This is a genomic window from Streptomyces rimosus (genome assembly GCF_008704655.1).
Taxonomy (GTDB): domain Bacteria; phylum Actinomycetota; class Actinomycetes; order Streptomycetales; family Streptomycetaceae; genus Streptomyces; species Streptomyces rimosus.
In genome coordinates this window covers 945,313-965,057 of record NZ_CP023688.1, presented here as the reverse complement: position 1 = coordinate 965,057, position 19,745 = coordinate 945,313, and the positions used below count along the sequence as shown (strand labels likewise).

Below are 19,745 nucleotides of genomic sequence, written 5' to 3'. Positions count from 1 at the left end.
ATGTGCGCATGAGCGCACGCGTGCACACCGCACCTGCACATACCCCGCAACAACGGGACGACAGCGAACGGCTGGCCACCGCCGCCGCGATCCTGGCCCTCCTCGCCGACCGCACCCGCCTGGCCCTGCTCCACCACCTCACCGAAGGCGAGGCGGACGTGGCCACCCTGACCACCGCAACCGGCGCCGCCCGCCCCTCGGTGAGCCAGCACCTGGCCAAACTCCGCCTGGCCGGGCTGGTCACCACCCGCAAGGACGGCCGCAGAGTCGTCTACCGCCTCCAGCACGGCCACCTCAAACGCCTGGTCGCCGAGGCGCTGAACGTCGCCGATCACAAGATCGGGCAGTTGCCGCCGCACGATTAGGAACGGTCCGCCGGCGATCCTGCAGTGCCGGCGGAGCCGCCGATACCGTGCATGAAGGCCAAGGATGCCGGTGCCGTCATGAGCACCGCCTCACCGCATCCGGTCGATGTCCCCCAATGACTCCAGCAGCCCCCGCAGATCCTTCGCCATCCGGTCGCGCTGGGTGCGGGTGAGGCCGGCGAGCAGGCGGTTCTGGGTGGCGACGTTGTCGAGCAGGGCCTTGTCGACGAGTTCGAGGCCCGCTTCGGTCAGGGTGACGTCGAAGCTGCGGGCGTCGTGGGTGCGGCGGGTGCGGGTGATCAGGCCGCGTTCCTCCAGGCGATCCAGGCGCTGGGAGATGGCGCCCGAGGTGACCATCGAGGAGTGCATCAGCGCGGCCGGGGTCAGGCGGTGCGGCGGGGGGCTGCGGCGGAGGGTGGCGAGGACGTCGAAGGCCGCGGCGTCCAGGTCGTGGCTCTTGTAGGCGGCGCGCAGTTCCGTCTCGATGATGTGTGCGAGCCGCTTGACGCGGCCGACGACGGCCATGGGGGACGCGTCCAAATCCGGGGCCTGTTCGGCCCACTGCGCCAGGACGCGATCTACGTGGTCGGTCATCTGCCCAGCTTAACGGTTGCCTTAGCGCTGAGATAGCTATTGCCTTAGCGCTAAGCTAGTGGTTAGGTTTCTGGGGTGATCGAAGAGACCGTGGCCGAAGAGCCCGAATCCGCTTCCTTTTCCCGTTCCGCTTCCCCTTCCGCCCCGCTCTCCGTGCCGGAGGCCGTACGGACGCGCCGCAGCATCCGCCACTACCTGCCCGACCCCCTGCCGCCCGAGCAGCTGACCGAGCTGCTCTCCCTGACGCTGGAGGCTCCCTCCAGCTGGAACGTGCAGGCCCGTTCCGTCGTGGTCGTCGCCGACCAGGAGGGCCGCGACGGCCTCGTCCGGGCCACCGGCGGCCAGCCGCACCCGGGAGAGGCGCCGGTGACGCTGGTCTTCGTGGCCGCGAGCCGGGCCTGGCGCGAGGACTTGGGCGACATCTACGAGCGGGCGCGCGACAACGGTGCCTGGAACGAGCAGTTCGCCGCCGGGTTCTCGCAGGCGAGTCTGGACTTCCACAAGGACCTGGAGGCGCGGGGCCTGCTGCGCGAGTACGCGGTCAAGGACGCGGTCATCGCGGCCACGTACGCGATGCTCGCCGCCGCCTCCATGGGGCTGGCCAGTTCGCCGATGAACGGCTGGGACGAGGCCGAGGTCAAGAAGGTCATCGGCATCGAGGACCGCGACGACCTGCACATCGCGCTGCTGCTCCCGGTCGGCAGGGCCGCCGAGGAGCGCCGGCACCCCGGCCGCAGGCCCCTCGCACGCCACGCCTTCGACGGCCGGTACGGACGCGCCTATCCGTCCCCGCCCGGCGGTCTTCCGGACCGTGCGGGTCACGCGTCCGGAACCGTCGAGACGGCCCCGTCCCGATGAAACGCGACCGGGTCGTCCTCGACTCCCTCCTGACCGTCCTCGCCCCCTCCGTATGGGGCTCCACCTATCTGGTCACCACCGAACTCCTGCCCCCGGACCGGCCGCTGCTCGCCTCGACGGTCCGGGCCCTGCCCGCCGGGCTGATCCTGCTGGCGCTCGGCCGGACCCTGCCGCGCGGCGTGTGGTGGTGGCGCGCCCTGGTCCTCGGCGTGCTGAACATCGGCGCCTTCTTCTTCCTGCTGTTCGTCGCCGCGTACCACCTGCCCGGCGGAGTCGCGGCCCTGGTGATGGCCGTCCAGCCGATGGTGGTGCTGGCCCTCTCGGCGCTGGTGCTGAAGACGCGAGTGGCCCCGGCCCACCTGGTCGCCTGCGTACTGGGCGTGTCCGGCGTGGGCCTGCTGGTCCTCCAGCCGCACGCCGGGCTGGACGCGATCGGTGTCGGCGCGGGGCTGCTGGGCGCGGTGAGCATGGCGGGCGGCATCGTGCTCACCAAGCGCTGGGGGCGCCCGGCGGACACCGGGCTGCTGACCTTCACCGGCTGGCAGCTGACGGTCGGCGGCCTCGTCCTCGCGCCGGTCACCCTGCTCGGCGAGGGTCTGCCCACGACCGTCACCGGGGAAAACGTCCTGGGGTTCGCATATCTCGGGCTCATCGGGGCGCTGTTCGCCTACGCGGTGTGGTTCCGCGGTGTGGAGCGGCTGCCCGCCCTCACCGTCTCGTTCCTCGGCTTCGCCTCTCCGCTGACCGCCACGGTCCTCGGCTACCTCGTCCTGGACCAGGCCCTGTCGCCCCTTCAGCTCATCGGCGCGCTGGCTGTGGTGGCATCGGTCGTGCTGGTGCAGTACGCGGGAAGCCGTGGCGCGCCGCCCCCGGAAGGGCCTACCGCCCCGGCCCGTACGCGTCCCACAGCTCCCCGGCGAAAAACCGCCCGAACCTGATCAGCCCGTTGAGTGGCGCGGCTCCCGTCGCGCGCATGGTGGTGAGCTGCCGCACGAAGTCCAGGCGTCCCACGCGCACCACGCCGGTGCGGAGGGACGCCGGCCCCGGCTCCTCGTTCGGTTCGTAGCGCCCCCGGTGGATCTCGACCGCCGGCGTGGTGGTGTCCGCCCACAGGTCGGGGCCCGGGTCGTCGCCCACCTCCTTGCGGCCGGTGAGGGTCAGCGGCCGGCCCTGCGGCCCGTCCAGGAGGAGGCGGTAGAGCATGCGGCGGCGCCCCGGCAGCCCGATCGGCACGAACAGGCTGAACCACCCGTCCCGTAGGGGCAGTTGTCCGCCCAGCGGCTCGCAGTCCACCGTCCCGTGCGCGGCGGCCCGGTGGTCCGGCGCGTCGATGAAGGCGTCCACGTCGTCGACGGTGATGGTCAGACGCAGCGTCAGCGCCGGGCCGTCCGCCAGCGCCCCGCGCATGACCTCGGCGAACGTCAGGGCCGTGGCGGGCGCCGGAGCCGGCCGGTGCGCCCGCCGGGGCGGCCGGTTCTCCAGCAGGCGGGTGCACATCCGGTCCGCCGGCGCCGCGATCGTCAGCGACGGATTGACGCCGACCGGGCCGGGCAGCGCGGCCGCGTCCGCCACGTACAGACGGGGATGCCCGTACACCTCGCCGTACGGGTCGCAGACGGCCTCCTCCGGGCGGTCGCCGAGGGGCGCCCCGTCCCGTCGCCTCGGCCATGCTCCGTCCTCCCGGCCCGACGGCGACCGCGCGAAGCCGCGCCGCCGACTCTCTCAGGAGAGCAACGGTCCGCCGTGGCCGCATCCGGAGCGGGCCGAGGCCGCCCCGGCGGCATCCGGCGCAATCCGGTGGACCGGACGTTAGGGCCCGGAACAGCAGGGAACCCGTGTGCCGACGACCGGAGCACGGGCCTCCGCGGCGCCCGCCGGTGGCTTCCGGCTGTGGTCGGCCGACCAGTACGTCCCCTGTACATCGCACGGAGAAAGGTGGAACCCATGCCCACTGCACGCGAGATCATGACCCCCGGAGCCGAGTGCGTCGGTGCCGAGGACAGCGTCCTCGACGCGGCCCGCAAGCTCACCGACCTCGGTGTCGGCGCGGTGCCCATCTGCGGTACGGACGACAAGCTCAAGGGCGTCCTGACCGACCGCGACATCGTGGTCAAGGTCCTGGGCCGGGGCAAGGACCCCGCGCAGACCAAGGCCGGCGAGCTGGCGCAGGGCGAGGCGGTCACCATCGGGGCCGACGACGGTACCGAGGAGATCCTCGCGACCATGACGCAGCACAAGGTCCGGCGCCTGCCGGTGATCGACGGGCACCGCCTCGTCGGCATGGTCGCGCTGGCCGACGTGGCCCGCTCGCTGCCCGACGCCAAGGCCGGGGACCTCCTCGAAGCGCTCTCGACCGACTGAGGGCGCCGCCCGCACCGGGCGTTCCCCGGGCCACGGAAGTGCGGCCGCGCCGGACCGTAGGCACGATGGTGTACGCGGCGCGAGCGCACCTCCGTAAATCACCGTGAAGTCCGGTTCGAACACCGGTCCGGTTATGGCGCGGCCCCCGCCGTACGGGTATACACGGGCCCAGACGACGGGAGGCACACCATGACCATCGACGGTTTCACGACCTGCCTGTGGTTCGACGGCCAGGCCGAAGAGGCGGCGCACCACTACCTCTCCATCTTCAAGAACTCCCAGCTCGGTGACATCGCCCGCTACAACGAGGCGGGTCCCGGGACGCCCGGTGAGGTGATGGCGGTCGAGTTCGTCCTCAACGGCCAGAAGTTCATGGGGCTCAACGGCGGACCTGAGTTCAAGTTCAACGAAGCCGTGTCGTTCCAGGTCCGCTGTGCCGACCAGGAGGAAGTGGACTACTACTGGGAGCGGCTCACCGACGGCGGTGAGGAAGGGCCCTGCGGCTGGCTGAAGGACAGGTACGGCGTGTCCTGGCAGGTGTTCCCCGCCGAACTCCTCGGCCTGGTCGGCGACTCCGACCCGGCGAAGGCCAAGCGGGCCACCGAGGCGATGTTCCGCATGAAGAAGATCGACCTCGCCGCCATCCGCAGGGCGCACGCCGGGGAGGAATAGGACCTCGGCGGGCCTTGCGGGCGTTCCTCCGAAAAGGCCCGCACGGCAGGGCCCGTACGGCCGGGGCATGGGCGGACCGAGCGACGCGCCCATGCCCCGCCGTACGCTCCGGTCCCGGTCACCCACCCGATTGGCGGCCCCGGTGATGACGAACCGGACACATCGGGTAGTCAGCACCCATGTTCCTCGCTGCGCCCCTGACGGCCGCGCCCCGGCCGGTCGAACCGCCGACCGCCGCCTCCCACCTCGCCATCGGCATCGGCCCCCTCATCGCGGGCATCGCCATCGTCTTCCTGCTGATCGGTGCCGTGGTGTACGGCTACCGGCGCCGCGCGCGCAGGCAGGACCGCCCACCGCGCGCCCACGCCCGGCCCCGCGGCAGGGCTGCCCGCAAGGCCACCTCGGCGCGGGCGACCGACGGGGTGTCCCGGGAGAGCCACGAGGGGACGCCGCCCGGCGTGCGGGACATGGGCGAGTACGGGACCCGCCCGGGGGACTCCGGCGAACCCCCGCCGTGGGACGAGGGGAAAAGCGGCTCGTTCGGCAACGGCTGAGGTCCGCCGATGGTCTTCCGCAGACGGGCGGCACGGGCAAAGGCCCGGGCCGGGCAACCGGCGCGTACCGGATTCGAGGCGCTGGACCGGCGGCTGCCGATGGCCGAAGGAGCCAGGGCGCTGCTGCGCAAGGCATTCCCCGACCACTGGTCGTTCCTGCTCGGCGAACTCGCGCTCTACGCCTTCCTCGTGCTCGTCCTCACCGGCACGTATCTGACCCTGTTCTTCGACCCGGTGACCGCGCAGACCGTCTACCACGGACGGCACACCCCGCTGTCCGGCCTGCCGATGTCCCACGCCTACGCCTCGGCCCTGCACATCAGCTTCGACATCCGGGGCGGGCTGCTGATCCGGCAGATCCACCACTGGGCGGCCCTGATCTTCGTTGCCGCCCTCTGCGTCCATCTGCTCCGTATCTTCTTCACCGGCGCGTTCCGCAAGCCGCGGGAAGTCAACTGGATCATCGGGGTGACGCTCTTCATGCTGGCGATGCTGGAGGGCTTCGCCGGTTATTCGCTGCCCGACGACTCACTGTCCGGGACGGGTCTGCGCACCGCGAACACCATCGTGATGTCCATCCCGGTCGCCGGCACCTACCTGAGCTTCTTCCTGTGGGGCGGTGAATTTCCCGGCACGGACCTCATCAACCGCCTGTACGGGCTGCACATCCTGCTCGTTCCGGGAATCATGGTCGCGCTGATCACCGTGCATCTGATCCTCGTGGTGTACCTCAAGCACACCCAGTGGAGCCGGCGCGGCAGCACCAACCGCAATGTCGTCGGCCGGCCGATGTACCCGCACTTCACCGCGAAATCCGCCGGCCTGTTCTTCATGACCGGCGGTGTGCTGACGCTGTTCGGCGCACTGGCCCAGGTCAATCCCGTATGGGAATACGGACCGTACCGGTCGGACCAGGTCGCCACCGGCGCCCAGCCCGACTGGTACGTCGGATTCCTGGAAGGCGCCCTGCGCCTCATGCCCCCGTGGGAAACCAACCTGTGGGGTCACACCGTCCTGTGGAGCGTCCTCATTCCGGCGGTGATCCTGCCCGGACTGTTCTTCCTCGTCCTGTACCTCTATCCGTTCTGCGAGAAGTGGGTGACACGGGACGGCACCGAACACCACCTGTGCGACCGGCCGCGGAACCGGCCCACCCGTACGGGACTGGGCGCCGCGGGAATCGTCTTCTACGCCGTGCTCCTCGCCGCCGGCGGCAACGATGTGACCGCTTTCGGTTTCGGCGTCTCGGTGAACGCCCTGACCTGGTTCTTCCGCGTCGCCCTGGTGGCCGGGCCGGTACTCGCGTTCCTGCTCACCAAACGGCTCTGCCTCGCCCTGCAGAGCGAGGACCGCGACGCGCTGCTGAAGGGGGAGGAGACGGGCGAGGTGGCACAGGACCCGAGCGGCGGGCTCGACGAGGGGCGGCGCGGCCTCTCGGCGGACCGCCGCTACCGGCTGCTCGTCCGCGACGTCCCCGAGCCGCTACGGCCCCCCGAGGGCAGCACGCGCCTGGCCCGGCGGCAGCGAGTGCGCCTGGCGCTGAGCAACTGGTACTACCGCGACCGGGTCGACCTGCCCGTAACTCCCGAGCAGCGGGCCCACGTCGCCGAGCTGACGGCCGGTCCGGAGCGTGGCCCGGACGACTGACCCGCCTACGCGTGCCCGGAGGATTCCAGCACCATGCCGACGACGCACGCCACCAGCAGACCGGCCCCGATGACGAACAGCCACAGGCCGAAGACCACGCCCAGCGCGGTCAGCGCCACCGCCAGACCGGTCAGCGGGGGATAGGCGCTGCGGGGCGGAAAGAATCCGAGGCTGCCGTACCGCTCGCGTACCTCGGCCTCCTTGTGGTCCTCCGGCCGCTTTCCCCGTTTGTGGTGATTGAGCGCGCAGAAGCCGCTCACCAGCGAGGACATCAGGAACGAGACGGCCAGCGCCGCCGTACCGGCCGGTTCCTCCGACCAGAAGGCGTAGCCGAGGCCCGCCACGAAGAAGAAGGCCGCCACTCCGGCGAAGAGAATTGCCTCGGTCTTCACATGTGCCGCTCTCTGTGCGGATCGGGCGTCGGTTCGGCACTGCCGCGCTGCGGCGCGGGCAGCCGCAGCGCTTCGGGGTGGTGCAGGTCGAACGCGGGGGAGTCGGACCGTACGCGGGGCAGCGCGTGGAAATTGTGCCGGGGCGGCGGGCAGGACGTCGCCCACTCCAGCGACCGGCCGTAACCCCACGGATCATCCACCGCCACCTTCGGCGCGTAGCGCGCCGTACGCCACACGTTGTAAAGAAAAGGCAGCGTGGAAAGCCCCAGCAGGAACGCGCCGACCGAGGAAAGCGAGTTCAGTACGGTGAATCCGTCGGCCGCCAGATAGTCCGCGTAGCGCCGGGGCATTCCGCTGGAGCCCAGCCAGTGCTGCACGAGGAACGTCAGCTGGAATCCGATGAAGAGCGACCAGAAGTGCATCCGGCCCAGCCGCTCGTCGAGCAGGCGCCCCGTCAGCTTCGGCCACCAGAAGTAGAAACCGCCGAACATCGCGAAGACCACCGTGCCGAAGAGGACGTAGTGCAGATGCGCGACGATGAAATACGAGTCGGTGACGTGGAAGTCCAGCGGCGGCGACGCGATCAGCACCCCGCTCAGCCCGCCGAGCAGAAAGGTCACCAGGAATCCGCCCGCCCACAGCATCGGCGTCTCGAAGGACACGCTGCCGCGCCACATCGTGCCGATCCAGTTGAAGAACTTCACTCCCGTGGGCGCCGCGATCAGAAAGGACATCAGGGAGAAGAACGGCAGCAGCACCGCGCCCGTGGCGAACATGTGGTGCGCCCATACGGTCGCCGAGAGCATGGTGATGGCGATGGTCGCGCCCACCATGCCGATGTACCCGAACACCGGCTTGCGGCTGAACACCGGGACGATCTCCGTGATCACGCCGAAGAACGGCAGGGCGACGATATAGACCTCCGGATGCCCGAAGAACCAGAACAGGTGCTGCCACAGGACCGCCCCGCCGTTCGCCGGGTCGTAGATGTGCGCGCCGAAGGTGCGGTCCGCCTCCAGGGCGAGCAGCGCGGCGGTCAGCACCGGGAACGCCAGCAGCGCCAGGATCGAGGTGAACAGCACGTTCCAGGTGAAGATCGGCATCCGGAACATGGTCATGCCCGGGGCGCGCAGGCACATGATGGTGGCGATGAAATTGACCGCGCCCAGGGTGGTGCTCAGGCCCGACACGACGAGTCCCATGGTCCACAGATCGCCGCCCGCACCCGGCGTGCGCAGCGCGCTGTTGAGCGGCGCGTAGGCGAACCAGCCGAACGACGCGGCGCCCTGCGGGGTGAGGAACCCCGACACCACGATCAGACCGCCGAACAGGAACAGCCAGTACGTCAGGGCGTTCAGCCGGGGGAAGGCCACATCGGGGGCGCCGATCTGCAGCGGCATGACCGCGTTCGAGAACCCGGCGAACATGGGCGTCGCGAACAGCAGCATCATGATCGTGCCGTGGATGGTGAACAGCTGGTTGTACTGCTCGGCGCTGACGATCTGCAGACCGGGCCGGGCCAGTTCGGCGCGCATCAGCATCGCCAGCGCGCCCGCGAACAGGAAGAAGCCGAACGCGGTGACGAGGTAGAGGTTCCCGATCACCTTGTGGTCGGTGGTGGTCAGCCAGCGGCGTACGGACCGGCCCACCGTGTTGCGGGGCGCCGCGGCGGCCTCCGTACGCGTGCACTGCTCGACCTGGACCACCGGCAACCTCCGCCCGGCCCGCGCCGGAACCGGCACGGGGACGCCGACACGTACCGCGACGCACGCGTGCGCCGGACCGGCGCGTGACCGACGCCCGACACAGCCTGGCATCAGCGCGGCGGGATTCCTGGCGACCACGGGGCGGCGCGGGCCGCCGTCACCCGGAAGGGCGCACCGGCGCCCCCGGGGGAGGGACACCGGTGCGGGAGCGCGCGGCAGAGGGACACCGGCGTACCGGGGTCGGATACTCGGCTCAGGCCCGGCGCGTCCGCTCGGCTGCCGCCGGGCCACGGCGCAGGGAGAGCAGCCTGTGCAGAAGCCCGCTTGGGGGTGCGGCGGGTGTTGCCTGCTCCGGAACGGTGGCGGGAGCCCGGGAGGCTTCGGGAACGGACTCGTCCCGGGCTGCTTCGGAAACGGGAGCCGTGTCCCGGGCGGCCGCGGGCTCGGAACCGGCCCCGGCGGTGGTCGCGGGGCGGCCCGGCCCGGAGGCCGGTCGGAAGTCGTCCGAGTCGTCCGAGTCGTCCGAGTCGTACGCGAGGGCGCGCAGGTAGCCTTCCAGCGCGCGTTGGGGATCGATGGGCATGACGCACCTCTCCTGCTGGTCGCTGCTGCGGTGTGCGGGAGCGTTCGCGCCTTTTCCGGTGTACGTCGTCAGGGGACGCCGCGCCGGCCGGTTCCGTACGGACCGGCGGCTTCGGAGTGTGGCGGGAACGCGGTGCGGTCAGCAGCGCAACACGGTGTGGTGCGCGCGGGCGTTGGCGTCGTTGCGTACGCCCGGCGGCGGAACGGCCCGGCGGGCGGGGGAGTTGACCCGCCCGGGGCGGTGCGGCGGCGAGGGGGCGAGGGTCTGCGCCGTGGGGCAGCGGTCCGTACGCCCCGCCCTGGCCACCCGGGAAGCGGCCGCCTGGGGAACGCTGTCGTCGGCGGCGAGTTCGGCCGACGCGACGGTGACCTCGGACTGCCCCCCAGCCGGTTCGGAAGCCACGGGAGCCGCACCGCACAGCGAGATCAGCACGGCGACCAGCATCAGGACAACGGCCCGCACCGGGGACCGGCGCGTCGGGCGGCCCCTGTGGTCCAAGCGGTGTCCCCCACGGCTCATGCGCAAAGGGTAGTCATTCGATTACTGTCCGCGCATGTCGTCGAATGGGTGAGTTTCCCGCCGCGAAGTCGTTTTCCTGGGAGTGGGGCCTCCATGCGGTGTACTCGCAGGACCGAACGCGTCCTCCGAAGGAGGTGAGGTGTGGCTTAGCGGGTGTCGGTGACATGCCTCCGGGGGAAAGCATCCAGGCGTCGGCCCGCGCGCGCCGTGCTTCGGGCAGGGACCGGCGGCAGGCAGGTTCCCGCCGGCTCCGCCGCCGAGGAGTCGCCGGGTGTGCCCGCCTCGCGCGCTGGAGGAACCGTGCCCGTGGAGACTGCCCCGCTCCGCCCCGTACCCGGCCCGCGCGGCCTGCCGTGGCTCGGAAACCTGCCCGCCTTCGGCAAGGACCCGCTGGCGTTCCTGACCCGGCTGCGGGACGCCGGCGACGCCGTGACGTGGTCCCTCGGCCCGCGGCGCAGCCTGTTCCTCTCCCACCCGCAGCACATCGCCGAATTCCTCGGCTCCCGGGGCGGCGCCTACGACGTCCTGCGAATCGGCTGGGCCATGCACCAGCTCGTCGGCGAGAGCGTCCTGCTCACCGCGGGGGCCGAGTGGCGCCGCAAGCGCGGCATGGTCCAGCCGACCGTCCGCCCGCGCCAGGTCCGCCGCTTCGCCCGGACCATGGTCGACAGCGCCCTCGCGGCGGTCGGCGGCTGGCGCGACGGCGACCGCTTCGACCTGCGGCGGGAGATGACGCTCATCACTCAGCGCATCGTGCTCCGTACGCTGTTCGGCAACGACCTCGGGGACCGGACCCAGGCCCTCGGCGAGGCGATGGCGACGGCCGAACGCGCGGTCGCCACCGAGATCCGCGGCCTGCCTCTGATCCTCCCGCCATGGGTGCCGCTGCCCTACCGCCGGCGTCATCTCGGCGCCGTCGCCACCATCGACGCCGAGATGCGGCGGCTGATCGACGCCCGGCGGGCCGGGGCGGACGGCGGGGACGGTGCCGGTGCGGACGGCGGCCAGGGCGGCGATCTGCTGACCCGGCTGCTCGCGGCGCGGGACGAGGAAGGGCGCCCGCTGTCCGCCAAAGAGGTCCAGGACGAGGCGGTGACGCTCTGGGCGGCCGGTCACGAGACGACCTCCACCGCGTTGACGTGGACCTGGTACCTGCTGTCCCGGTCGCCCGAGGCGCGGGCCCGGCTGGACGACGAGGTCGACCGCGTCCTGGGCGGCCGCCCACCCACCGAGGAGGACTACGAACGGCTGGTCTGGACCCGGCAGATCGTCAAGGAGAGCCTGCGGATGTATCCGCCGGTCTGGCTCGTCCCCGCCGTGGCCAAGGAGGGCGTCGTCCTGGGCGGCCGCGCCATTCCCGCCGGTACGACGGTGTGGTGCAGCCAGTGGACGGTCCACCGGGACCCGCGCTGGTTCCGCGACCCCCAGGTGTTCCGCCCTGAACGCTGGGACGCCGACGCTCCCGACGTCATCCCCGAACACGCTTGGTTCCCGTTCGGCGGCGGCTCCCGCGGCTGTATCGGCGCCCGGTTCGCCCAGATGGAGGCGGCTTTGCTCATCGCCGCCGTGGCGCAGCGCTTCCACCTGGACGTGACGCCGAAGGAGGCGACGCCGCGCATGGGCATGGTCATTCAGCCGGCCGTGCCGCTGATCGCCACGGTGCGCGCTCGTTCGCGTCCGTAACGGCGTAACGGCGTAACGGCGTGACGGCCGAAGCCGACCGCGAACGGTGGTCCCGCCCCTGGCCCGGCCCCCTGCCCGTCAGCCCAGAATTCCCAACTCCGTATCCGGACGGCAGCCGTAACACGCCTCCACGCCCTGCCCGAGGGCGTCCACCGCCTGTTCGCGGCTGATCGCCCGGCCGCGCGCTTGGCCGCACCCGCCCACATGGACCCGGACGGGGCGCCCGCTGCGGCCGCCGAGCCGTTCGGTCTCCAGCAGCCAGTCGGGCCGCGGCGGCCGGACCGGTGCGGGACGGTTCCGCTCCTGCTGTTCGAGGAACTGGATACGGGCCCGGACCGCGGTGAGCTGCAGGCGCAGCCATGTCTCCAGGGTGCGGAGACGCGGCAGGTCAGGGGGCAGTTCGCTCACGTGTTCGAGTCTAGCCTTCCGGGGCGCCTCTGTCCGTACGGGCCCGGGGCAGGCCGTCAGGCGTCACGCCCGCTCGGCGCGGCCGCGGAGGAGGGGGCCGCCGCGGACGGGGCGGAGGCCGCGCGGACCGGAGTACGGCAGGTGACCGCGGCGCACAGAAGGGCGGCGACGATGCCGCCCAGGTGGGCGCGGCTGGAGAGGGTGGAGGTCAGGACGCATTCCAGGGAGAAGGTCAGCGCCGTGCCGTAGATCAGCAGAGGAGCCCGGCAGGCCCAGCCGACGCAGATCAGCAGCCCCACGACGGCGGCGGACGGCCCCGTGTCGGCCAGGACCGCCTCGCTCGCGGGGACCGCCAGCGGATGGCCGGGGCCGAGGGTGAGCACAAAGCGGGCGAACAGCGTCGCCGCCGCCGTGACGACGAGGGAGACGGTCGCCGTGCGCACCGTACCGAGGACGCACTCGGCCACCCCGAAGATCACGATCACCTGGGCGAGGGCGCCCCACCAGGGCAGTCCCGGCGCGGGCGCGAACAGCGACAGCGGCAGCCGCAGCGGCACCAGCCAGAGCGGGACATCGGCCCGCACCCCGCCGAGCGCCCAGACCAGCCGGGAACCGGTGTCCGTCAGGGCGAGGGCATGGCAGGTGATCACGAGGAGTACGGAGGCCGTGGTGAGCGGTACGGCGGCCAGGCGGCGACGGCACAGGGCGGCCCATGTGGGGCCGGCGACGCGGTGCCACTGACCGAGGAGAGCCCGCCCGATGCGTGCGGCCGGGCCCGGTGCGGGGGTGTGCGCCGCGCGGTCGCCCGGTGCGGCGGCCGGGTGGCCGGGGACCGGCGGACGCGGTACCGGGCGGTGCGGCGGTCGCCGCTGGGGGTGGGAGTGCGTACGGGGGCGCTGCGTGCGGGAGGGTTCCGTACGAGAAAGCTCCGTACGAGAAAGCTCCGTACGGGACAGCCGCCGGCGGGCGGGCTGCTGACGGGCGGGCTGCCGGTGGGAGAGGCGCCGTTCGGCTCCCGGCAGGGTCCGTTCCCGGCGCGGAAGGGGCCACCACGCGCCGGTCACGGGCGGGTCCTGCACGGGTGAATTCCGCACGGGCGGGTCCTGCGCGGGCGGGTCCTGTGGGTCATCGAGCCTCCGACGGGAACCGGCGACGGCGTCGCGGTCCGGCGATCGTGATCGGTCGTTCTCGTTCGCTGCTCACTCGTTCCCCCGAACGGCTCCCGGGGTCCGTCGGTGGCGGGCAGTTCACCCCTTCGCCACGGGTGCCCCGCCCGGCCGCGTACATGTCAGCCGTACGGCGGCGGCTGACCGCGCGTCAGCCCGCCGCCCCGGCGGATCCGTCCGGCCACGGGCCGGTCCACCGCCTCCGTCCTGGGAAGATGTCAAATTACGACGTTCCTCGTACAATAAAGATCCCCGCCCGACCACCCACACCGATCCCCGGCTGCACACCGACCGTCCGGAGCCGACTTCCAGGAGCCGCCATGCCGACCACCACGCCGCCCTCAGCCGACCGGCCCGGTGCCCGTGTCCTGGACCACCCGGACGTCACGGCGATCCGCCTCGAAGACGTGCTGCACGCGCTGGCCGACCCGATGCGGCTGCGCATCGTCCGCTGTCTCGCCGAGGCCCAGGGCGAACTGTCCTGCGCCGGCATTGAGCTGCCGGTCAGCAAGTCCACCTGTACGCACCACTACCGGGTGCTGCGCGAACACGGCGTCATCACGCAGATCTACCGCGGTACGGCCAAGATGAACGGGCTGCGCCGCGCCGACCTCGACGCGCTCTTCCCCGGCCTGCTCGAACGGGTCCTGGAGGCGGCGGAACTCCAGGACGCACGACTGGCCGGCTGAGCGGCCGCACCCGCCCCGTCCGGCACCCGCCGGCCCGCCGTCCACCCCCGGTTCGTACGGTCCTATCTCCCGCGCCCCGGTTCGTACGGTCGCCCCCGCGCCCGTCCGGACCCGCTCAGCGCTCCCCGTCCGCGGCCGCCACCAGCAGCCCCGGCCAGTCGGCGATCTTCACGGTCGCCCGCCCCAGCTCGCGGCCGAGCGCCGCCTCCGCCGCCTCGATGCCCAGCCAGCCGGGCCAGCGCACCGGCCGCTGCCCCGCCCGCCGCAGCTCGGCCACCGGATCGTCCGGCAGCGGCACCCGCGCCAGCGCCTCCGCGTCCGCCAGCAGCGCCGTCGCGGTCTGCTTCGCGCACGGCCGGTTGGTGCCGATCACCCCGGTCGGACCGCGCTTGATCCACCCCGCCACGTACTCACCGGGGGAGGGCGCGCCGTCGCGCAGCACCCGCCCCTCCACGTGCGGCACCGTCCCGGTCGCCGCGTCGAACGGCAGGCCCGGTTGCGGCGTCCCCTTGTACCCGACCGAGCGCAGCACCAGCTGCGCCGCGATCTCCTCGTACTGCCCCGTGCCGGTCACCCCGCCCGACCCGTCCGGCACGGTCCGCTCGAACCGCACCCCGCGTACCCCCGCATCCGGGTCACCGATGATCTCGACGGGCCGGAGGAAGAACCGCAGGTGAATCCGGCGGTGCTTGGCGTGCGCCGCTCCCGGCGCCCCGTCCGCCGCGCCTCCCGTTCCTGCCGGCCCTTCCGCACCGCCCGTCTGCCCGGCCCAGCCGCGCAGCACCTCCACATTGCGCCGGTTCACCGCGGGCAGCCCCGCGGAGTCGCCGTACGCCGGATCCAGCTCCAGTTCCCCGGGCCGTACGACCACCTCAGCACCCGGCAGCGTGCCCAGTTCCCGCAGCTCCTTGGTGGTGAACTTGGCCTGCGACGGCCCCCGCCGCCCCACCATCCACACGTCCTCGACCCGGCTCTCCGCGAGCGCGCCGAGCGCGCCCTGCGGAACGTCCGTACGCGCCAGCTCGTCCGCCCCGCGAGCGAGAATCCGCGCCACGTCCACCGCGACGTTGCCCACGCCGATCACCACCGCCGAGCGCGCGGCCAGCGGGAAGCGGCCGCCCGCCGCGTCCGGGTGCGCGCTGTACCAGGAGACGAAGTTGGTGGCGGAGTGGCTGCCGGGCAGGTCCTCGCCCGGAACGCCCAAGTGCCGGTCGGTGGCGGCCCCCACGCAGTACACCACCGCGTGGAACAGCCGCCGCAACTGCCGCGGGTCCAGCCCGCCGGCGCCCACGTCGACATTGCCCAAAAAGTGCACGCGTGGATGCTCCAGCACCGTACGGAGGTTGTGCTGCAGCGACTTGATCTTCTCGTGGTCGGGCGCGACACCGTAGCGGACCAGCCCGTACGGGCACGGCAGCCGGTCGAGCACATACACCTCGACGTCCGGCACGGCTTCCTGCCCGACCAGCGCCTGAGCGGTGTAGACGCCACTGGGTCCCGACCCGATCACTGCGACGCGAAGCACGAAAGGCCCCTTCCCGCGGAGTACTCCCAGAATCCCACCGGTGTGAGGTGCGCGGGAGGTGTGCTGCCGAGGTTGGCGGACGGGGCATGCATGGGGGCGGGCATGCACGGGGCTCTTGCCGGGGGCGTCGGGCGGGTGAAGCCCGGCGGGGGAGCGGCACGGGCTCCCCGCCTCTTACGGACCTAGCCTTCCGCCACGGCAGGCGAATCGGCCGGTGAGGGGCCGGGCTGCGTGGAAGGACCGGCCGATGCCGGGCCGGGCAGCGGCGTGGGCCCCGCCGGGCTCGTGTTCAACAGCGGGGGCGGGCCCTCCAGCGGCGGTTCCGGGCCCTCGCTCGGCGGCACGCCCAGCTCCCAGTCGAGGCCGTACCGCTGGAACAGCTCGGCCCGCAACCGCGCGGCCGGCATGGGCGCCCCGGGCAGCAGCACCGCCACCACCGACCCCATCAGCAACGCCCGCAGCAGCCGGTAGTCCGTGTCCGCGTCCTTCGAGCCGTACCGCTCGACCGTGTCACGCAGCAGGAACGCCAGCCGCTGCTGCTCGGGGCACTGGATGAAACCTTCCGCCGTCAAAATCCCGGCCATGTGCGTACGCATCAGCAGCGGACGCTCCTGCGCCAGCCCCAGGATCGCGTCGATCGCCCGCGCCAGCCGCTCCCGGCCCGCGTCCTCACCCGTCGGTACGGGCTCGCGCTCCAGCGCCGCCTGCAGCGAGTGGTGCATCAGCCGGTGCACGGCGGACTGCAGCAGCTGCCGCTTGCCCGGGAAGTAGTACGAGATCAGCCCGCGCGCCGAACCGGCACGGCAGGCGATGTCCCCGAGCGTCGTCGCCTCATACCCGCGCTCGTCCACCAGCTCGACGGTCGCCTGCAACAAGCGCTCCCGGGAACGCCGCCGCAACTCTTCATTGACCGAGGGGCTGCGGGGGGACATGCTGATAACTCCTGCGTTGACTGGCTGAGAGCCAATATACTCAGCAGGTCTCCGGATGTCCGCCCCGACGCGGCCAGGACTCCGGCCGAGCTGCCCGGGTCGGGCGACGCGGGGGATCGCCCGACCCAGGCGGGGGTGATGTCGGTCACACCCCCTGTGACCTGCGTTTCTGCAGGTCACAGGGGGTGTGGCGGGTCGGGGTGGATGTGCAAGTTCGATCATCTCAGGCCGCCTGTGGTCGTACTGATGCTGACTCGATGCTGACTTTCCTGATGGGGTGTCAGGTGTAAACCGGTTACGCTCCGTGTCGGCCGCGAGGGGGCTCGATCACGGTCTGGGGGCGTCGGTGAGGCGAAAGCGGCTCCCGGCAGGAAGATGACTCCCTCAGTCGCGAGATGATGGGAGTGACTGTCGACCGCTCACGGGTTCCTTGCACCCGCTTGCCGGCCATCACGCGTCGGTAAGCGGGCGCATGCTCGGCTGCGGAACCGTAATGTCGTGGGCTCTACATGAATGAGGGTCGCTTCCGAAAATCGGCAAGGCAGACGATCTCGGTACGTACGTCATGAAGTCGTCTACCGCACTGGGCTGACCTGCGCTTATGCGCTTTCGCGTGTCTGTGACCTGCAGCGATGCCTCTTTCTGCGTCTTTCAGGGCCGTGCCGCGTTATGCGGCCGATTCTCCCCAGGCGCTCCCCACCGGCGGCCATACTCCCCAAATTCTCCCCAGGGATCACTCGCCGCAGACGTCGGCAACGTGCGCAATCAGCCCCTCCACTGAGCTCCGGCCGCGCACGCTGCGTGACGCAGTCGAGCCTTCCGGTGGCGCGTGGGCCTGGTTTGGTCACGTAGGAGCTACGCCCGGGAGCCGGATCGGGTTGTGTGCTGTTCTTTCTATCGGCGGGTCTGCGGTCGGTGCTGCGGACCCGCGCGTGTGCTGCATGGGTGCCCGCAGGTCTAGAGGCGGTTCAGGTGATGTGCTCCTCCATTGGTTTCGCGTCGGCTGCAGCTCGTCCTTCTCCTGGCGGATGATGTCGATGTCGGAGTGGGGGAGGCTGCTGTCCCTTTGCGGGACGGCGGCCTTGCTGCATGCCTGAGAGGTTCACTTCGATCCCAGGGCGGTACCGCTCAGGACGCTACGGGCCTTCGATCCCGCCAGAGCGAAGAGGATGCGGGGCTGACTTCGGCATGGTGACCTTGGCGATCCCCGCAGAGATGTCCGTCCCACTGGTCGCCACGTCGGTGAAGGTCACATTCCACCTGCGATTCTGCAGCGGCTGCTGTTCGCGGCGGAGCGCGTCATGCAATGTCCGCATGCTCGGGTCGAGAATCCAGGTCCCGTCCCGGAAGGGACCAGGCAGCTCCGTCACCTGCTGAGATGGCTAGCTGTGAGGCGCTGACCTGCACGGACGACCTTTCGACTGTTTCCCGGTCATGCCCACTGACACAGCCGGAAATCCCAGAGAAGTCCCAGAGAACTCCCACCACCGGCGTCCGCTCTTTCGGGTCTATGCAGGGTGCGGGGGCGCGGTGTGGTGTGAAGCTCGCGCACCTGTGGTTCGCCTTGGCTGAACGGCATCACACGCTCATTCAGCGGCTCGCGGCCCGGCGAGGGGCCTGGAGTCTGCGGCCGGAGGGAACGGCGCTTGCTTCTATGCCCTACGCGTCCAGGGGCGGTCGAGGGCCATCAGGAGTGTCGGAACTGCCCACGTGCGGCGTTCACTGAGACCGACTACGTTTCGACGTGCGACAAGGTCACCTCCCGACAGTCCGGCGTTCATGGCTGGTGTCCAGGTAGCGTCAGCCGGAACCCTGGCGTTCAAGGAGAGCGGAGCGCGGCGCGAAGTGACCGCTCGAAAACGCAGTCCGATGCCATACAGTGAGCGGCCCGTCGCGCGTGCTCGACGGGCGAAGGCGCTGGAGTTGGTCGAGCGCCTGGTCGCGGAGGGGCGCGTCTGTCTCGACGACCTCGGTGACGACGAGATCGTGGAGTGGCGGCGTGTGGTCGATTTCGCCAAGCGGCACGGGCTGGAACCGCAGGGCAAACGTATCGAGAAGGTCCGGAACGGTGCGCGCGGGCTGGAGATGTTTCTCGCCGAGGGCACGCATCCCAACGCGCGGACTCGCCGGCCGACAGTTGATGCATCGGTGGTACCGGTCTGCACCCGGCTGAGTTCTCTGCACCCGGCTGTAGCCGCACTCAAGGACGATGACGAACAGCTGGTCATTCCCGCTGAGCTCCGCCGCCGGTCGCTCTTGCTGCTGCAGGCGCTGGCTGCCGAGGCAGTGCGGCGAGGGTACGAGGTCAGGCAGAGTCGGTCGTGCTATTCGCGGCGCGAGGGCGGAGTCGACGTGGTGGTCGACGGTTTCGCGCGCGCGGTCACTGTCAGACAGGAGTTTCCGCAGTCGACGAATCCAGAACGCTCCGCGCGCATTGTCGTCGAGATTGGCCATGGCCGGTCCGGCCGGCCAGGGCGTTGGCGAGACCGGAAGAGCAGGATGCTCGAGGACGCCCTGGGGATGATCCTTGGGGAAGTCGAGGAGCGAGCGCTGGAGGACGTTCAACGCCGGGAGCGTGAGCAGTGGGCTATGGCGGAGTGTGAGGTTCGTTGGCGGGCGGCCATGGAGGAGGCGAGGAAGCAGGCCGTCCGGGACCAACTCGCCAAGGTGCTGCGCGAGGAAGCCGGACGCTGGCAGGAGGCCGCCGTACTTGTTGCCTACTGTGATGCGCTGGAACGTCGCCTCGCCCAGCAGGGCGACGCTGTGGATGAGCCCACGCTGAAGTCGACCAGACGCTGGTTGGAGTGGGCACGTGAGTTCGTGCAGGGGATCGATCCGTTGAGCGGGCTTCCGGAGATGCCTACTCCGAGGGAACCCTCGACGGAGGAGCTCAAGGCATACCTGAAGGGGTGGAAGCCCCATGGCCCCCAACCTCGGGGCGAGGGATAACGCGTACGGCGGTCGGTTCGTTGAGTCGTTTCATGTGTTTCCGGTTACGTGTCATGCGGAGTGTGTTGTCATCCATGAGAGGGCGGCAAAGGGCTTCTGAACTGCGGCTTTGTGTGCGCCCATTATGTGCGGTGTGGGCGTT

19 protein-coding genes and 1 pseudogene are annotated in these 19,745 nt (G+C 71.1%); 10 read left to right on the top strand and 10 right to left on the bottom strand.

Going from position 1 to position 19,745, the window contains the following annotated elements; all coding sequences use genetic code 11:
* The first annotated feature begins 8 nt into the window (after positions 1 to 8).
* A complete protein-coding gene (locus CP984_RS03925; protein WP_003986181.1) occupies positions 9 to 365 on the top strand; it encodes an ArsR/SmtB family transcription factor in 357 nt (118 codons plus the stop codon).
* Between the two features lie 90 nt (positions 366 to 455).
* Here the strand turns inward: CP984_RS03925 and CP984_RS03920 are convergent, their stop codons facing one another.
* Complete coding sequence (locus CP984_RS03920) at positions 456 to 959, bottom strand: MarR family winged helix-turn-helix transcriptional regulator (RefSeq protein WP_003986180.1); 504 nt, start codon at positions 957 to 959, stop codon at positions 456 to 458.
* A 75-nt stretch (positions 960 to 1,034) separates the two neighbouring features.
* Between CP984_RS03920 and CP984_RS03915 the strand changes: the two genes are divergently transcribed.
* On the top strand, positions 1,035 to 1,817 hold the full coding sequence (locus CP984_RS03915; RefSeq protein ID WP_003986179.1) for a nitroreductase family protein: 783 nt from the start codon (positions 1,035 to 1,037) through the stop codon (positions 1,815 to 1,817).
* Positions 1,814 to 2,755 carry an EamA family transporter gene (locus tag CP984_RS03910; protein ID WP_003986178.1) on the top strand — a complete coding sequence of 314 codons (942 nt, stop codon included), beginning with the start codon at positions 1,814 to 1,816 and terminating at the stop codon, positions 2,753 to 2,755. The genes CP984_RS03915 and CP984_RS03910 overlap by 4 nt, the downstream gene beginning before the upstream one ends.
* Here the strand turns inward: CP984_RS03910 and CP984_RS03905 are convergent.
* A pseudogene (locus CP984_RS03905) lies at positions 2,697 to 3,455 on the bottom strand (GMC oxidoreductase); the annotation flags it as partial. The gene CP984_RS03910 and the pseudogene CP984_RS03905 overlap by 59 nt on opposite strands.
* Positions 3,456 to 3,761: 306 nt before the next feature.
* Here CP984_RS03905 and CP984_RS03900 point away from each other — a divergent pair.
* The 4 genes from CP984_RS03900 to qcrB all read left to right on the top strand — a co-directional run bounded on the left by CP984_RS03900 (position 3,762) and on the right by qcrB (position 7,051).
* Positions 3,762 to 4,178, top strand: a complete 417-nt coding sequence (locus CP984_RS03900; RefSeq protein ID WP_003986176.1) for a CBS domain-containing protein — start codon at positions 3,762 to 3,764, stop codon at positions 4,176 to 4,178.
* 189 nt (positions 4,179 to 4,367) lie between these two features.
* Positions 4,368 to 4,850: a VOC family protein gene (locus tag CP984_RS03895; RefSeq protein WP_003986175.1), complete on the top strand. Its 483-nt coding sequence runs from the start codon at positions 4,368 to 4,370 to the stop codon at positions 4,848 to 4,850.
* Positions 4,851 to 5,029: 179 nt separating this feature from the next.
* The gene (locus CP984_RS03890) at positions 5,030 to 5,404 is read left to right on the top strand and encodes a DUF6479 family protein (protein WP_003986174.1); all 375 of its coding nucleotides are present in this window, start codon (positions 5,030 to 5,032) and stop codon (positions 5,402 to 5,404) included.
* Positions 5,405 to 5,413: 9 nt separating this feature from the next.
* On the top strand, positions 5,414 to 7,051 hold the full coding sequence (qcrB, locus tag CP984_RS03885; protein WP_003986173.1) for a cytochrome bc1 complex cytochrome b subunit: 1,638 nt from the start codon (positions 5,414 to 5,416) through the stop codon (positions 7,049 to 7,051).
* 5 nt (positions 7,052 to 7,056) lie between these two features.
* On the opposite strand, the gene ctaF is transcribed toward qcrB, so the two are convergent.
* The 4 genes from ctaF to CP984_RS03865 all read right to left on the bottom strand — a co-directional run bounded on the left by ctaF (position 7,057) and on the right by CP984_RS03865 (position 10,251).
* Positions 7,057 to 7,443: an aa3-type cytochrome oxidase subunit IV gene (gene ctaF, locus CP984_RS03880; protein WP_003986172.1), complete on the bottom strand. Its 387-nt coding sequence runs from the start codon at positions 7,441 to 7,443 to the stop codon at positions 7,057 to 7,059.
* Complete coding sequence (gene ctaD / locus CP984_RS03875) at positions 7,440 to 9,149, bottom strand: aa3-type cytochrome oxidase subunit I (protein WP_003986171.1); 1,710 nt, start codon at positions 9,147 to 9,149, stop codon at positions 7,440 to 7,442. The genes ctaF and ctaD overlap by 4 nt, the downstream gene beginning before the upstream one ends.
* A 253-nt stretch (positions 9,150 to 9,402) precedes the next feature.
* Positions 9,403 to 9,732 carry a hypothetical protein gene (locus CP984_RS03870; RefSeq protein ID WP_003986170.1) on the bottom strand — a complete coding sequence of 110 codons (330 nt, stop codon included), beginning with the start codon at positions 9,730 to 9,732 and terminating at the stop codon, positions 9,403 to 9,405.
* 138 nt (positions 9,733 to 9,870) lie between these two features.
* The gene (locus CP984_RS03865; RefSeq protein WP_129821016.1) at positions 9,871 to 10,251 is read right to left on the bottom strand and encodes a hypothetical protein; all 381 of its coding nucleotides are present in this window, start codon (positions 10,249 to 10,251) and stop codon (positions 9,871 to 9,873) included.
* Between the two features lie 306 nt (positions 10,252 to 10,557).
* Between CP984_RS03865 and CP984_RS03860 the strand changes: the two genes are divergently transcribed.
* Positions 10,558 to 11,934, top strand: a complete 1,377-nt coding sequence (locus tag CP984_RS03860; RefSeq protein ID WP_003986169.1) for a cytochrome P450 — start codon at positions 10,558 to 10,560, stop codon at positions 11,932 to 11,934.
* Positions 11,935 to 12,012: 78 nt separating this feature from the next.
* Here the strand turns inward: CP984_RS03860 and CP984_RS03855 are convergent, their stop codons facing one another.
* Positions 12,013 to 12,342 (bottom strand): DUF6233 domain-containing protein, encoded by a 330-nt coding sequence (locus CP984_RS03855; RefSeq protein ID WP_003986168.1) that lies wholly within the window; start codon positions 12,340 to 12,342, stop codon positions 12,013 to 12,015.
* Positions 12,343 to 12,398: 56 nt separating this feature from the next.
* Positions 12,399 to 13,421, bottom strand: a complete 1,023-nt coding sequence (locus tag CP984_RS41140; RefSeq protein WP_050504595.1) for a hypothetical protein — start codon at positions 13,419 to 13,421, stop codon at positions 12,399 to 12,401.
* A 407-nt stretch (positions 13,422 to 13,828) separates the two neighbouring features.
* Between CP984_RS41140 and CP984_RS03845 the strand changes: the two genes are divergently transcribed.
* Complete coding sequence (locus tag CP984_RS03845) at positions 13,829 to 14,197, top strand: ArsR/SmtB family transcription factor (protein WP_003980827.1); 369 nt, start codon at positions 13,829 to 13,831, stop codon at positions 14,195 to 14,197.
* A gap of 115 nt (positions 14,198 to 14,312) precedes the next feature.
* Here CP984_RS03845 and CP984_RS03840 read toward each other — a convergent pair whose 3' ends face one another.
* Positions 14,313 to 15,722, bottom strand: coding sequence for an FAD-dependent oxidoreductase (locus CP984_RS03840; protein ID WP_030182052.1), 1,410 nt, complete (start codon positions 15,720 to 15,722; stop codon positions 14,313 to 14,315).
* 182 nt (positions 15,723 to 15,904) lie between these two features.
* Positions 15,905 to 16,654, bottom strand: a complete 750-nt coding sequence (locus CP984_RS03835; protein WP_050504596.1) for a TetR/AcrR family transcriptional regulator — start codon at positions 16,652 to 16,654, stop codon at positions 15,905 to 15,907.
* Positions 16,655 to 18,433: 1,779 nt separating this feature from the next.
* On the opposite strand from CP984_RS03835, the gene CP984_RS03830 reads away from it, so the two are divergent.
* Positions 18,434 to 19,603, top strand: coding sequence for a hypothetical protein (locus tag CP984_RS03830; protein WP_226048608.1), 1,170 nt, complete (start codon positions 18,434 to 18,436; stop codon positions 19,601 to 19,603).
* The last annotated feature ends 142 nt before the right edge of the window (positions 19,604 to 19,745 follow it).

Bases quoted from the DNA above. Each gene is read 5' to 3' on its own strand.
- CP984_RS03925 (WP_003986181.1), top strand. From the start codon at position 9: ATGAGCGCACGCGTGCACACCGCACCTGCACATACCCCGCAACAACGG.
- CP984_RS03920 (WP_003986180.1), bottom strand. From the start codon at position 959: ATGACCGACCACGTAGATCGCGTCCTGGCGCAGTGGGCCGAACAGGCC.
- CP984_RS03910 (WP_003986178.1), top strand. From the start codon at position 1,814: ATGAAACGCGACCGGGTCGTCCTCGACTCCCTCCTGACCGTCCTCGCC.
- CP984_RS03900 (WP_003986176.1), top strand. From the start codon at position 3,762: ATGCCCACTGCACGCGAGATCATGACCCCCGGAGCCGAGTGCGTCGGT.
- CP984_RS03895 (WP_003986175.1), top strand. From the start codon at position 4,368: ATGACCATCGACGGTTTCACGACCTGCCTGTGGTTCGACGGCCAGGCC.
- CP984_RS03890 (WP_003986174.1), top strand. From the start codon at position 5,030: ATGTTCCTCGCTGCGCCCCTGACGGCCGCGCCCCGGCCGGTCGAACCG.
- qcrB (WP_003986173.1), top strand. From the start codon at position 5,414: ATGGTCTTCCGCAGACGGGCGGCACGGGCAAAGGCCCGGGCCGGGCAA.
- CP984_RS03870 (WP_003986170.1), bottom strand. From the start codon at position 9,732: ATGCCCATCGATCCCCAACGCGCGCTGGAAGGCTACCTGCGCGCCCTC.
- CP984_RS03865 (WP_129821016.1), bottom strand. From the start codon at position 10,251: ATGAGCCGTGGGGGACACCGCTTGGACCACAGGGGCCGCCCGACGCGC.
- CP984_RS03845 (WP_003980827.1), top strand. From the start codon at position 13,829: ATGCCGACCACCACGCCGCCCTCAGCCGACCGGCCCGGTGCCCGTGTC.
- CP984_RS03835 (WP_050504596.1), bottom strand. From the start codon at position 16,654: ATGTCCCCCCGCAGCCCCTCGGTCAATGAAGAGTTGCGGCGGCGTTCC.
- CP984_RS03830 (WP_226048608.1), top strand. From the start codon at position 18,434: ATGGCTGGTGTCCAGGTAGCGTCAGCCGGAACCCTGGCGTTCAAGGAG.